The sequence below is a fragment of the Vallitalea sediminicola genome, assembly GCF_054408565.1.
The window spans coordinates 13,368-27,959 of record NZ_BTPT01000037.1; the positions used below are offsets into that span (position 1 = coordinate 13,368).

Here is a 14,592-nt window from a genome sequence, read left to right on the forward strand (position 1 = left end):
AAATTGTGATATAATAGATGTACTTTTAAAAGCTTTCTTATTATAATATGTTAATTTACTTAAAGATAGGCGTAATTATGGGGTGGGTTTTGGTGAAAAGAGTCATAGATTTAAATGTTATAAATAAAAAAAGTAAAAGCGCTACATTCTACAAATTTTTCTTAGTGATTTCAATATCTATAATGATTCCAGTAATTATGATTACAACTATAATTGCTAAATTCAGTAACGATCATTTATTAAAGCAGGTTAATATATCAAGAGAAAATTCCCTTAATCAAAAAAGACTAATGGTTGAACAAAAATTGACAGAAATGGATGCCTTAATAAACCAATTCGTTAGTAATGAAAGTGTTTGGAAATTAGTCACTACTAATGAATATCCAAACAGTTATAGTTTATTTATGAGAGATGCGTTAAGTTTATTTGAGAAGAATGCTCTATCACATAAATTAATAAATTCAATTTATCTTTTCAATGATTCAGAAGATATTATTCTAAGTGATTCAAAATATGATAAAAATAATTTTAAAGACAAAGAAATTTTTAATATAAAATTTGATGGAGTAAACTATGTTACTCCATCAAGAATTGTAAAAGGTGAGAAGGTATTTAGTTATATTAAGAAATTCTATTCTTTTAATAGAGAAAAAAATGCTTATATTGTAGTTAATATTGATTACGATGACTTTTGGGATGAGTTAATCGTTGAATCTACAGATGGACTGGAATATTTAGTATTTGATAATAATCGTTCTACTATCTATTTAGATGAATTTTATAATGATGAGTTGAATGATGAATTGTTAAAAGATATTTCAATAGAAAGCGAGACTAATCTAGAATTATCTTATCTTGGAGAGAATTTGTATGTTTGGAAAAGTATATCAAATAAGTATAATTGGACATTTGTCGTTGGACAAAAATCAAAAGATTTATTTCAGACGTCAAATGTATTAACTAAGTTAAATATCATATCTTGTTTAATTATCTTGTTAATATCTTTCATACTAACATATTTCTTTTCAGATTACTTGTATAAACCTATAAGGAAATTAATGAAAAAAATAAACAAAATAACTCAAATAGATTCAATTGATTCTAAAAACGATTATCAGCTTATTGATAATGTGATAGCCTATTTGTTTACTGAAAATCTAAAATTGAATAATGATTACCAATATGTTTTTCCGTATTTCAAACAGCATTCCATCAATGACATAATTAACAACAATTCCTTTGATCTAGATAATTTCAAACAAGTACTAGATTTGTTAGAAGTTGAATTTAACTTTGCTAACCATTATTTAATGTTAATAGAATTAGAGAATATTAACATGAATAATAAGATAAAGGATCGATTGGACAAGTATTTTGATAAACCAGACATCAAGAAAATCATAAGTAAAATCAATGAGAAAAGAATCTTAATTATTATGAACACCAATAAGGATATTAATCAAGTATACGCATTACTTACAGAGATTCACGAAGATTTTAATAATGATAATATATCATTGACAGTATCACTGAGTGATGACTTCAATAATCTAGAAGATATTCATGAACATTATGAAGAAGTTCAAAAACAATTAGAGTACAAATTTTTTGTAGGTAATAACAAGATATTATCTCATATGGTACCACAGCAAATCGAAAAAAACATATTCTATGATAAGAGTATTGAAAAGGAACTACTTAATTATCTTAAGAAACAAGATGAAGAAAAAGCTTTTGCTGCGTTAAGAAAGTTGACAGAAGGACTCAAAGGAAGTATCAAAAATATAGATTATATAAAATATGTCTACTTCCAAGTGTGTTTAAATATAATAGAACAAATGACCAACTTCGGCTTTAGTTTAAAGGATATAGGGATAACTAACAGCGAAATATTCGCTAGGATAAATGAAGCTAAAACTTTGAATGAAATGTATGAATTCATTTACAGCATTATCAGAAAATGCATTCAACTGTTTTCAAAATTGAATGTAATGCAAAATGATAATATAATCAACAAGGTTAAGGAATACATCAAAAATAATTACAATAAAGATTTATCATTGGAAATGATAGCTGATTACGTATATCTATCCCCAGGATATCTAAGTACATTATTCAAAACAGAAAATGGAATCACAGTTTTTGATTATATAACTAACCTTAGAATGGAAAAGGCAAAAGAACTATTATTAAATAATAAAAGTATGAAAATACAAGATATCGCAATTAAGTTAGGGTATAACAGTTCTCAGAGTTTTATTCGATATTTTAAAAAATACTATAATGTTACTCCAAACCAATTCAGAAAAGCTTGACATGGAAATGTTTGCTGACAGGGGGACGTTTCAACTGACATAAAATAAATTAGAAAGTTGGAATCAGGTATGGATAGATTAAAGAATATTTCTAAGTGGAGCCTTATATTATTATTACCTATTGGAATATTATTAACCAATATAGCACAATCTTCACCATCATTTATTGAAAAATATTATTCAAATGGTATTTATCATTACATTAGCCAATTCCTTAGTACCATAACAGGAATTATACCAATTTCAATAACTGAACTACTTATTATATTTCTTATTGTATTTTTTATATACAAGCTAGTAAAGATAATAAGAACATTAATAAAAACCAAAAATAAAAAAAGATATATACTAATTGATTCCCTACGAAAGATATTGATATTTATAAGTGTAGGATATTTCATATTTGTACTAATCTGGGGTCTCAACTATTATAGATTACCATTTTCTGAAATAGCCAACCTTAACGTACAAGATGCAACTATTGAAGAACTAACAGGTCTATGCCAAAGCTTGATTACAGAAGCTAATGACCTAAGAAATCAAGTTCAAGAAGATGAAAATGGCGTAATGTTTATACCAAAGGGCTACAACGACGTATTCAATCGAGCACATGAAGGCTACGACAATATTGCAGACATATACAAAGAATTAAGCGGCAGCTACGGTTCTCCAAAAGGAATACTATTCTCACAAGTAATGTCCTATTCCGGCATTACAGGCATCTACTTCCCTTTCACAGCTGAAGCTAATGTCAATAAAGACAGAACCGATGTATTACTCCCCGCAACAGCATGTCACGAAATGGCACATCAAAGAGGATTTGCCAGAGAAGATGAAGCCAATTATATAGCCTACTTAACATGCAAAGTCCACCCAGACCCAGACTTCCAATACTCCGGAACAATGCTAGCTCTTATTCATTCCATGAAACAACTCTACGAACACGACACCAACGCATACTATACCCTAAAAGCCACGTATTCCGAAGGAGTACTAAGAGATCTACAAGACAACAACGAATTCTGGCAAAAATACTCAGGACCAATAGATAAAGCCTCAACAAAAATAAATAACACTTACCTAAAATTAAACAAACAACAAGACGGTGTCCACAGCTACGGAAGAATGGTAGACCTTCTAATAGCAGAATACAGGCTAAATTACAATAAAGAATAATTAGAGTAAAGATTAAGAGGTGCAACCATTCCAAATAACTAAAACATTGAACAACCGAGTGTAGGTAGTATAGGTGAATATGAAGCAGTGAGCCATGGACGGCGAACTCAGCCCTTTAAACACGGACGTTTAACAGGCTGACGAAATATTCACCTATACTACCTACACGACCGTTAGCTAATATATTTATTCTACCCTATTTATTTCACTCCCCCTAACCCCATAAGCCTTTCCATGGGAACAAAAAATAGACGTCGAAGTATAATCCTTATCAGCATCCTTGTTATACCCCAATCTCTCTATTACTTCATCTGTATTATGACATCTATCATACCCCGCAAAAACAAAAGTAATACTCCCCTTACCTGACGAAAAAGAAGCCAAGGTACTAGCATAATTCATCGCCGTCGAAACAGGAACCCTACCACTAATTATAATATGTTCGTCCAATGTAACAGGAGAATCAAAACTACCATGCATCTTAGTAATATCAGTCATTACTCTACCAGACAAATGTTTCTCTATTCGTATTTTGAATTGATAAAAAGGTTCTAATAGTATATTATCTACTTTTTCAATTCCTTGCCTTATAGCACGAAAAGTAGCCTGTCGAAAATCTCCTCCACTAGTATGTTTAACATGAGATTTTCCAGTAGTAAGAGTAATATGAACATCTGTTAAAGGTGAACCAGTAAGAATTCCTTTCTTACATGCATCAGGAATATTTTTTTGACTTAACCTCTGCCATCTTGTCTGTAATACATCCACACTGCAAACTGAATCATTTGATATACCATAACCTCTTGGAGCTGGTTCAATATCAAACTCTATTTCAGCATAATGCTTTAGAGGTTCAAAATGTCCAAACCCATGGGTTTTACTAGCAATAGTCTCTTTATATAATATTTCTGGAGTTCCAAATTCAATAGTTTTACCAAAACGATCCAATACAATCTGAGTTAATACTTCAAGTTGAATAGTCCCCATTACTTTTATATGTATTTCCTTCAATTCCTCTATCCATAGAACATCAAGAGAAGGATTTTCCTCTGTTAACATTGTAAACATTTTTAATATTTCCTTAGGATTTTCTGTGGGTTCATATATCACCTTGGATTTTAATGCGGGTACCAATAAAAAATCATTATAATCCTCTATATTACCGATTCCTTCACCTATATAAGATGAATTAAGACCAGTTACTGCTATAAGTTGTCCTGGACAAGCTTTATCGCAAAGAGTATATTTAGTTCCGTTATATATTCTTATTTCATTAACTTTTTCAGTAATTTCACTGTCCATAATTTTATGAGTAATGGTATCTTTAACCTTAAGTGAGCCCTTATATAATTTAATAAAAGTAAGTTTATTGCCTTCATTATCATATCTAATCTTGTATACAGTTCCAGATAGCAAATTATTATTATCATCCATATTTTTGGAGATTGTTAAAGCATCTATTGCTCTTAATAGTTCACTAATACCAATACCCTTCAAACCAATCCCACACAAACAAGGATATATAACATTATCATTAAATAATGTCTTTACAGTATTAATTAATTCTTCCGTCCCTACTTCTATTCCATCTATATATTTATTTAATATATTATCATCATAGTCAGCCACAAATTCTATTAATTCACTTGTTGGTTTATCAAGGAGATAAGTAACACTTCTATCATTAGTTTCATTGGAAAGAATGATTAAATTTTTAGTAAAAGTATTTCTTATTTCGTTAACTGTATTATCAAAATCTGCACCTACTCTGTCAAGTTTATTTATAAAAAATATAGTAGGTATATTATATTTCTTTAGAAGCTGCCAAACAGTTTCAGTATGACCTTCTATTCCTTCAACAGCAGATATAATTATTATTGCATAATCCAATATCCTAATAGCTCTCTCCATTTCAGTAGAAAAGTCCACATGTCCAGGAGTATCAACTAGCTGATATATACAATCATTATAAGTGGTTACTGCTTGGTCAGAAAAGATGGTAATACCTCTTTCTTTTTCAATAGTATGATAATCAAGGACAGTATTTTTATTATCAACTCGACCTGCTTCTTTGATTGAATTGGTATGATATAAAAGTTGCTCTAGAAGTGTTGTCTTGCCTGCATCAACATGAGCTACCATTCCTATTGTTTTATACATGAGTTTGCTTCCTTTCAAAATGAAGTTGGTTTATACTTAGCCAACATTATACCATATAAACTATACATAATACCATGTAAAAGTAATGAAAAATAAGGTAAACTCATAGTAAACTGTTTCTGAGAGGAGAATGGATATGGGAATACAATATGATGAGAGTAAAAAAATATTTCATATACAAGGTAAAAACGTAAGTTATATATTTAAAGCGGATAAATATAATAATCTATTACATCTATATTATGGTAAAAAGATAAGATGTATTAATGATAATGTGATTAATACTACTAAGGCAAAGAGCTGGAGTATCATACCTAACAAAGATGACTATGAGTATGCACTTGATTCAGCTTTGCTGGAATATCCAACATTTGGTCATGTAGATCTAAGAAATGGGGCACTTGGTATAGAACAAGAAAATGGTTCCAGAACACTAGATTTGAAATATCATTCTCATAAGATAATAAAAGGTAAAAAAGTATTAGAAGGATTACCTGCAACTTATGCTGAAGAAAATGAAGCGGAAACATTAGAAATAACACTAATAGATGAAGTTATAAATCTTCTTGTAGTCTTGAACTATACAGTATTCAATGATAAAAATGTGATAACAAAGTCTGTTCAGATTATAAATAAAGGGAATCAAACGTTGAAAGTCCTTAATGCACAAAGTTGTTGTGTGGATTATAGAGATTCTGATTACGAATTATTACAATTATCAGGAGCTTGGGCTAGAGAACGTCAAATAGTTAAGAGACATTTAGTACAAGGAATCCAATCCATCGGAAGTGCAAGAGGAACTAGCAGTCATGTACATAATCCATTTATGGCACTAATGTCACCTGATGCTACAGAAGTAAATGGTGAAGTATTTGGATTTAACCTTGTATATAGCGGTAATTTCCTAGGAGAAGTCTCGGTAAGTGAACATAATAGAACTAGATTACTTATGGGGATTAATCCATTGAATTTTTCTTGGCAGTTACAGCCAGAAGAAAAGTTCCAAACTCCAGAAGTAGTAATGGTATATTCTAGTGAAGGACTTGGGGGTATGTCAAAAGAGTACCACAGCTTATATCGAGAAAACTTGATGAGAGGGACTTGGAAAGAAAAAGAAAGACCAATTGTAATAAACAACTGGGAAGCTACTTATTTTGATTTTACAAGAGAAAGTTTAGAAGATATAGTTAAAAAAGCTAGTGAAATAGGTGTTGAATTATTTGTGCTAGATGATGGATGGTTCGGTAAAAGAGATGATGACACATGTTCATTAGGTGATTGGTATGTTAATACTAATAAAATTGAAGGTGGATTAGAAAAATTAGCTGAAAATGTAAAGAATATGGATATGTCTTTTGGTCTATGGTTTGAGCCGGAAATGATATCTCCTGATAGTGATTTATATAGACAGCATAATGATTGGTGTCTACATGTTGAAAATAGGGAAAGAGTTACATGCAGGTATCAATTAGTTCTGAATCTATCGAAAAAAGAGGTTTGTGACTATGTCATTGAATCAGTGTCAAAAGTACTATCTAGTGCACCAATAAGCTATGTAAAGTGGGATATGAATAGGTATTTAACTGATGTTATGTCTATGGATTTACCTTCTGATAGACAAATGGAAACATCTCATAGATATATGTTAGGGCTTTATTATGTCATGGAAGAAATAGTAACAAGACATAAGGATATTCTTTTTGAAGGTTGTTCTGGAGGTGGAGGAAGATTCGATCCAGGTATCTTATATTATATGCCTCAGATCTGGACTAGTGATGATTCAGATGCTATTGAGAGATTGAAGATACAGTATTCTACAAGTTTAGTTTATCCACCTGTTTCTATGGGAAGTCATGTTTCTAGTACACCTAATCATCAAGTTGGAAGGACTACACCATTTAATACAAGAGGGAATGTCGCTATGTCAGGTAATTTCGGTTATGAACTTGATCTTACAAAATATAGTGAAGAGCAGATTAGCGAAATAAAGGAACAAATTGATTTTTATAAAGAAAATAGACATCTTATTCAGTATGGAGATTACTATAGATTAAATAATCCGTTTGAAGAAAATAATGGAGCTTGGATTTTTGTTTCTAAGGATAAGTCAGAAGCTATTATATTCTATACAACTATTCTGGCTATACCTAATCCAGTAGGTCAACAAGTGAGATGTAGAGGGCTTAATGAAGGATTTGATTATAAGATCGATGGTTTAGAAGGAATATTTGGTGGAGATGAATTAATGAACTTAGGTTTAACTTTACCAGAGTTAAAAGATTTTGAAAGTGTAAGATTCAGAATTAGAAAAGTATAGATAAGCTATAATCTAATATAAGGTATGTGTGAAATAATGATATTTCATACATGCCTTTTTTTATCGATTTATTAAAGACTTAATTGAATATCAGAAAAGTATTGACTTATAATAATATTGATGATAATATTAGTAATCATAACAGTAGTAATACCACTGGTATTATCAGTAAATACATTAGACTGATATGTAACTTAAATCACCATGCTATTTATTTATAAGTAGATGAAAGGTAGGTAATTATGAATAAAAAAGAAAGAGTTATCGCAGCTATTAAAGGTAGAGAAGTAGATCATATACCTTCTTGTTTTACATTACATTTTGCAAAAGAAGAAGCTTTTGGAGAAGCAGGTATTAATTCTCATCTAAAATTCTTCAAAGAAACTGATACTGATATTTTTAAAATTATGAATGAATACCTTGTTCCATATATGGGTGATATAAAAAGACCAGAAGATTGGAATAAGATAAAAACCATTTCAATAAAAGATGATTTTATGGTAGCTCAAGTAGAAATGATTGAAAGGATACTGGACAAATGTGAACCAGATGCTTTTAATGTTGGTACTTTACATGGAACAGTCGCTTCTTCTATACATCCTATTGAAGCTAAATATGGTTATGAGCCAGTAAGAGAGCTTTTTTGTACACATATGAGAGAAAATAAAACTCCTATGATTGATGCCTATAAACGTATAACAGAAGGTATGTGTCAATTAGCTGAAAAATATATTGAAATAGGATTAGATGGTATATATTATGCAGCATTAGGTGGAGAAAATTATTACTTTACAGATGAAGAATTTGAAAAGTACATAGCACCACTAGATAAAATGATTTTACAAACGGTTAAACAAAATAATGGGTATAATATCTTACATATGTGTAAAGATAAATTGAATCTAGATAGATATAAATCATATGCTAAGTTATCTGATGTTGTAAACTGGGGTGTTTACGAAGATAATATTTCTTTGGAAGAAGGAAGGAAACTGTTCGGTGATGTTACAATAATGGGTGGATTACAGAACAGAGCTGGTGTACTGGTAGATGGTACTGATGAAGAAATAGAACAAGAAGTAAAATCTATAATTAATTCTTTTGGGAAAGAAAAATTTATACTAGGTGCTGATTGTACGTTGCCTACAGAAATTTCTTATAAACGTGTAAATGTAGCAGTAAACGCTACCAAAAAATAAAAATTATATTATGGAGGGTTAACTATGAAGAAAAGAATTTTTGCTGTTTTGATGTTAGTAACTTTACTAATGGGAGTATTTGTTGGATGTGGGAATAAGAGTTCAGAAAAAGACTCTACAGCTAATACACCTACTAAAGGAGAAGAACAAAAGGATACCAAAAAAGTATTTCCGGCAGGAAAGTTAGTGATTTACGGTTATGGACAACCACAATATCTTCAACAATATTTTGATGCATGGTTAGAAAAAAACAGGGATATAGCACCAGAAGTAAGTATAGAGATTGTACAAACAGAAGGAGCATCAGATTCAAGAGAAAAAATTACAATGACATATGCGTCAGGAGCTAACGATGATTTACCAGATGCACTTTATATTGATCCTGTTAACTTATTAGATCTTGGACAAGGCGAATTATTAGTAGATGTAGCAGATTTTGTAACACCGTTAAAAGATAAACTTGTAGATGGCGCTACAAATGATGCGACAGTAGGAGATAAAATATACGCTTTACCAGAATCAGTGAGACCACAAGTACTATTTTATAATGAAAAATTATTTAATGAGTATGATATTGACCCATCAAGAATGAGTACCATTGAAGGATATATAGAAGTTGGTAGAGAACTAAAAGAAAAAAGTAACGGTAAAGTTTATTTATCATATATTGATCCAGGTAGCAAAACATGGAGATATTATGGAAGAAGAGGTCTATTACCACAAGCAAATGCAAAAATTTGGGGAGAAGATGGAGAAGTTATTATTGATACAGATTCAGGTGCAAAATTAGCATTTGATGCCCTCGATACAATGTACTCTGAAGGATTATTATTAAAAACTGCTATTTTCGAACCAGCTCTTTATGATGCAGTAAAAGAGGGTCAGATTGCAACATTTTATATTGGAGCATTCTGGGATGAATTCTTAAGAAAAAATGTTACTGAAACTGCTGGAGATTGGAAAGTTTTAAGTGCACCAGCATTTGAAAATGTAGGAGTTGCAGGAGCACCAGTTTCATCATATTTTGCTGTTGTTAATAAACCAAATGGAAAATATGCAGAGTTATGTAAAAAATTATGGTATGATTTCCACTTTGATTCACAAGCAAGAGAAGATTGGGTTAATGCAATGGAAGAGCAAAATGCACCATATGCAAATCCTATTACCAAAGACTTATTGGCAGATGATTTCTGGAAAGAACCATCAAAATTCTATGGAGGTCAGTCATTCAGAGAAATAGAAGGGTCAGCATTAGAGAATGGTGCAACCAATCTAGTTGTTACACCACAAGACGTAGAAGCGGATAATATTATTAGTATAGAAATAGAAAAATATGTTGCAGGTGATCAAACAATGGATGAGGCAATCAAAAACATGGGTAACAATCTAAGAAATAAAATAGGTAAAGCTGAATTAATTAAATAAAGTTAATTTACTTCAAGGATTTTACCTACAGGTAAAGTCCTTGAAAAACAAAAATAAGATTGGCAGGGATAAAGATGACAATTATACAAGCTCTAAAAAAATATAAATATCCATACTTATTTATTCTTCCATTTTTCCTGTTGTTTTTGGTGTTTCAGTTATTTCCAATGTTATGGACTGTTGTAATAAGTTTTTCTAAATGGAAGGGTATTGGAAAGCCTAAGTCTATAGGTTTAGATAATTACAAACTATTATTTAAAGACTATATGTTTTGGGATGCAATTAGTAATACACTAATCTATTGGGTGACAGGTGTAATTTTTATATTACTGTTATCTATAATTATTGCTGCATTTCTAAACTATAATCGACTAAAAGGAAGAAGCTTTTTTAAAACTGTAACATTCTTACCTAATGTTTGTGCTGCTATAGCAATGGGAATTATTTTTAGTATGCTGTTTGATGAAAATGTTGGATTAGTCAATGAATTTTTAGGTTTGTTTGGAATAGATTCCATTGGGTGGCTTACTAGTACAAAAATGTCTAAAATACCTGTAATTACTTTGAATATATGGCGTAATACGCCTTGGTTTACTGTTATAGTGCTATCAGGATTACTTAATATACCACGGGAATATTATGAAGCCGCAACAGTAGATGGTGCTAATGTGTTTCAACAATTCTTTCGAATAACGTTACCAAGTTTATATAATATATTGTTCTTTTGTTTTATTACATTAACAGTAGATTCATGGAAAATTTTCAATGAGCCATTTATATTAAAAGGACCTGGAACATCTAATATTTCACTTTTTCAATATATGTATGATACAGGATTTAATTTATTTAAAATGGGATATGCATCTGCTATTGGATGTATGTTGACATTGATTCTACTCATTGTATCGCTTATTCAATTTCGTATCATGAGAAAACAAGGTAATCTATAAGGAGGGTACATAACATGACAAAGAGAAAATTATTTTCAGCCTTGGTATATATTATACTGGGCATAATCGTATTTTTTTGTTTGTGTCCTATAATTTGGATGTGTATAATCTCCTTAAAAGGACCTAACGAAAGCATAAGTGGATTTAATTCATTATGGATCAGCAATCCTACATTACAGAATTTCAAGAATGTATTTAATATAATTCCTGTAGGGACTAATCTCTATAACAGCTTTTTTACAACTATAATAGGAACAATTACAACTTTGTTTTTCTGTTCTTTAGCTGGATTTGCATTTGCTAAGTACGATTTTCCAGGTAAAAGATTTCTTTTTTATTTTGTAATAGCTACAATGCTTATTCCACCAGAAGTGGGTGCAATTCCATTATTTATAATCATGAGAAAAGTTAGATTGATTAATAGTCTATGGTCATTGATTATTCCTAGGATTGCTACTGCAGTAGGTATATTCTACATGCGTCAGTATATTATAGATGTTCCCACAGAAATCATGGAAGCATCAAGAATAGATGGATGTGGAGATTTTGCAATATATTCAAAGATAATCGTACCAATTATTAAACCTGCGTTAGCTTCGTGGGCAGCTCTAACTATTATTGCTAGATGGAATGACTTTTTCTGGCCGTTACTATACTTGAGATCCACACCAAAATATACTTTAATGGTTTCAATATCATTACTACCAGTCAGTGATGGTTTATCTACACCATGGCCTGTAATAATGGCAGGAACAACATTTGCTATTATACCAATAATAGTGGTATATTTAATATTACAGAGATTTCAAAAAGCAGGACTATCAACTGGTGCAGTAAAAGGATAGTCAATATAAACAATAAGGGGAGTTTAGAAATGTTAAAAGGTACAAAGAGTATTAAAGATAAAGTATATGAGCTCATTTTTCAAGATATTATTAGAGGTGAATATCTTGTTAATACTATAATCAGCGAAAGAATGCTAATAGAGAAATATCAGGTAAGTAAATCGCCTATAAGAGAGGCTTTAGTTGAACTTTGTAAAGAAAATATTTTGAATAGTATTCCTCGTTTGGGTTATCAAGTAGTTCAAATTACACCTAAAGAATTGCATGATGTTCTTGAACTTAGGTTAGTTGTTGAATTGGCAGCATTCAGAAAGACAAAAGAATGGATTAATGATGATATAATCAATAACCTAGAACAACATATAAATCAAACTATAGAGATGATAGATCAACATGATATTATTGAACATTGGAAGAGAAATATGGAATTTCATCTTTTGTTATGTAGTTATAGCAATAACCAGTGGATGTATAATACACTTGAATCTATGTTGAAATTTTGTTCAAGAGGTGCGACACAATATTATTTTGATACATGGCAAAATAGAGAAAATATGGGTAGAGCTAATGCTGAAACACATATTAAATTATTAAAGGCGCTAAAAGATAAAGATTATAATTTATGTGAACAAATATTGATTAAGGATGTATCATCCATGAAGGATAATTTTATGCAAAGTGATTATGGAAAACTAGGGAGTGAAATATAAATGGCAATTTCAGAAAGTAACATAATTAATTATACCAACATATTAAAAGAAGAACTTGTTCCTGCTCTAGGATGTACAGAGCCAACAAGTATTGCTTATGTTTCAGCAAAAGCCAGGGAAGTATTAGGTGAGTTTCCCAAAGAGGTTATTGTTCAGAGTAGTGGAAATATAATTAAGAATGTTAAAGGAGCTGTTGTTCCTAATTCTGGTAATCTTAGAGGTATAGAAGCGGCAGCTATCATAGGTATAATTGGAGGAAAACCAGAAAAGGAGCTTGAAGTATTAACTGATGTGACTCAGGATAATATAGATGAGGCAAAAAAATTAATCAATACTGATTATTGTAAGGTAAAACTATTAAAGAGTAAGGCTAATCTACATATAATAGTTACAGTGAAGTCTGATAACAATAGTGCATTGGTTGAGATAGTACACACACATACAAATATAGTTAGAATAGAGAAGAATAATCAAGTTATTTTTGAGAAACTATATAATTCGGATGATATTAATGGTGGTTTAATTGATAGATCATGTCTGAATGTTAGGGATATAAAAGAATTTGCAGATACAGTTGAACTTAATCAACTTCAAGATATCATAAAGTTACAAATAAAGTATAATAGCGATATTTCTAGTGAAGGATTAATAAATTATTATGGAGCTAATGTTGGTTCGAATTTATTAAAACACAGTTTACATGAAATAAAAACAATAGCAAAGGCAGCTACGGCGGCTGGTTCCGATGCCCGTATGAGCGGATGTATTTTGCCTGTTATCATAAATTCAGGAAGTGGTAATCAAGGTATTACAGTATCATTACCTGTCATTGAGTATGCTAAACATTTAAAAGTGGATGAAGAGCATTTAATAAGAGCATTAATATTTAGCAATCTCATTGCAATTCATCAAAAAACAAAGATAGGTAGATTATCGGCGTACTGTGGAGTTGTAAGTGCAGCCTGTGGAAGTGGAGCTGGAATCACATATCTCTATAACGGTACATATGAACAGATTTGCTCAACAATTACTAACACATTAGCTAATGTATCTGGGATGATTTGTGATGGTGCAAAACCTTCTTGTGCAGCTAAGATAGCTTCTGCTGTAGACGCAGCTATAATGGCACATGAATTAGCTATGGATAATAGAGTTTTCCAACCAGGTGAAGGAATTGTTAAAGAAGATATAGAAGATACAATAAGTAGTATAGGGCAAATCGGTGGAAATGGTATGAAAGAAACGGATCAAGAAATCTTGAAGGTTATGTTAAATAATCAAAGTTTATCTATAGCCTCACGATAATGAATAGTGAAAAGTAATAAGCTAGAAAGCATTATGAATATTAGAGTTCATGCTTTCTAGCTTATTTTAATGGAATATAAAATTTATAAGTGAGAGACATCCATAAATGAGCATAAAAGTGTATCAAATATTTTTAGTATATTGAACATATATATTGTTTGTATTATTTTATAAGTAATGATAATATAGA

10 protein-coding genes are annotated in these 14,592 nt (G+C 30.7%); 9 read left to right on the forward strand and 1 reads right to left on the reverse strand.

Going from position 1 to position 14,592, the window contains the following annotated elements; all coding sequences use genetic code 11:
- Nucleotides 1-92 precede the first annotated feature (92 nt).
- Together ACX6CF_RS15855 and ACX6CF_RS15860 are read left to right on the forward strand one after the other, a co-directional pair.
- Nucleotides 93-2,315, forward strand: coding sequence for an AraC family transcriptional regulator (locus ACX6CF_RS15855; RefSeq protein WP_458786325.1), 2,223 nt, complete (start codon nucleotides 93-95; stop codon nucleotides 2,313-2,315).
- 69 nt (nucleotides 2,316-2,384) lie between these two features.
- Nucleotides 2,385-3,491: a DUF3810 domain-containing protein gene (locus ACX6CF_RS15860; RefSeq protein ID WP_458786326.1), complete on the forward strand. Its 1,107-nt coding sequence runs from the start codon at nucleotides 2,385-2,387 to the stop codon at nucleotides 3,489-3,491.
- Nucleotides 3,492-3,677: 186 nt separating this feature from the next.
- Here ACX6CF_RS15860 and ACX6CF_RS15865 read toward each other — a convergent pair whose 3' ends face one another.
- Nucleotides 3,678-5,651, reverse strand: a complete 1,974-nt coding sequence (locus ACX6CF_RS15865; protein ID WP_458786327.1) for a GTP-binding protein — start codon at nucleotides 5,649-5,651, stop codon at nucleotides 3,678-3,680.
- A 136-nt stretch (nucleotides 5,652-5,787) separates the two neighbouring features.
- Between ACX6CF_RS15865 and ACX6CF_RS15870 the strand changes: the two genes are divergently transcribed.
- The 7 genes from ACX6CF_RS15870 to ACX6CF_RS15900 all read left to right on the forward strand — a co-directional run bounded on the left by ACX6CF_RS15870 (nucleotide 5,788) and on the right by ACX6CF_RS15900 (nucleotide 14,402).
- Nucleotides 5,788-7,968: an alpha-galactosidase gene (locus ACX6CF_RS15870; RefSeq protein WP_458786328.1), complete on the forward strand. Its 2,181-nt coding sequence runs from the start codon at nucleotides 5,788-5,790 to the stop codon at nucleotides 7,966-7,968.
- A gap of 242 nt (nucleotides 7,969-8,210) precedes the next feature.
- The gene (locus ACX6CF_RS15875; protein ID WP_458786329.1) at nucleotides 8,211-9,167 is read left to right on the forward strand and encodes a uroporphyrinogen decarboxylase family protein; all 957 of its coding nucleotides are present in this window, start codon (nucleotides 8,211-8,213) and stop codon (nucleotides 9,165-9,167) included.
- Nucleotides 9,168-9,191: 24 nt separating this feature from the next.
- A complete protein-coding gene (locus ACX6CF_RS15880; RefSeq protein ID WP_458786330.1) occupies nucleotides 9,192-10,592 on the forward strand; it encodes an ABC transporter substrate-binding protein in 1,401 nt (466 codons plus the stop codon).
- An 80-nt stretch (nucleotides 10,593-10,672) separates the two neighbouring features.
- The gene (locus tag ACX6CF_RS15885; protein ID WP_458786465.1) at nucleotides 10,673-11,542 is read left to right on the forward strand and encodes a carbohydrate ABC transporter permease; all 870 of its coding nucleotides are present in this window, start codon (nucleotides 10,673-10,675) and stop codon (nucleotides 11,540-11,542) included.
- Nucleotides 11,543-11,556: 14 nt separating this feature from the next.
- A complete protein-coding gene (locus ACX6CF_RS15890) occupies nucleotides 11,557-12,387 on the forward strand; it encodes a carbohydrate ABC transporter permease (protein ID WP_458786331.1) in 831 nt (276 codons plus the stop codon).
- Between the two features lie 29 nt (nucleotides 12,388-12,416).
- Nucleotides 12,417-13,097 carry a GntR family transcriptional regulator gene (locus ACX6CF_RS15895; protein WP_458786332.1) on the forward strand — a complete coding sequence of 227 codons (681 nt, stop codon included), beginning with the start codon at nucleotides 12,417-12,419 and terminating at the stop codon, nucleotides 13,095-13,097.
- Nucleotides 13,098-14,402 carry an L-cysteine desulfidase family protein gene (locus tag ACX6CF_RS15900; RefSeq protein WP_458786333.1) on the forward strand — a complete coding sequence of 435 codons (1,305 nt, stop codon included), beginning with the start codon at nucleotides 13,098-13,100 and terminating at the stop codon, nucleotides 14,400-14,402.
- Nucleotides 14,403-14,592 lie beyond the last annotated feature (190 nt).

Coding starts and splice junctions, on each gene's coding strand:
- ACX6CF_RS15860 (WP_458786326.1), top strand. CDS start 2,385: ATGGATAGATTAAAGAATATTTCTAAGTGGAGCCTTATATTATTATTA.
- ACX6CF_RS15865 (WP_458786327.1), bottom strand. CDS start 5,651: ATGTATAAAACAATAGGAATGGTAGCTCATGTTGATGCAGGCAAGACA.
- ACX6CF_RS15870 (WP_458786328.1), top strand. CDS start 5,788: ATGGGAATACAATATGATGAGAGTAAAAAAATATTTCATATACAAGGT.
- ACX6CF_RS15875 (WP_458786329.1), top strand. CDS start 8,211: ATGAATAAAAAAGAAAGAGTTATCGCAGCTATTAAAGGTAGAGAAGTA.
- ACX6CF_RS15880 (WP_458786330.1), top strand. CDS start 9,192: ATGAAGAAAAGAATTTTTGCTGTTTTGATGTTAGTAACTTTACTAATG.
- ACX6CF_RS15890 (WP_458786331.1), top strand. CDS start 11,557: ATGACAAAGAGAAAATTATTTTCAGCCTTGGTATATATTATACTGGGC.
- ACX6CF_RS15895 (WP_458786332.1), top strand. CDS start 12,417: ATGTTAAAAGGTACAAAGAGTATTAAAGATAAAGTATATGAGCTCATT.
- ACX6CF_RS15900 (WP_458786333.1), top strand. CDS start 13,098: ATGGCAATTTCAGAAAGTAACATAATTAATTATACCAACATATTAAAA.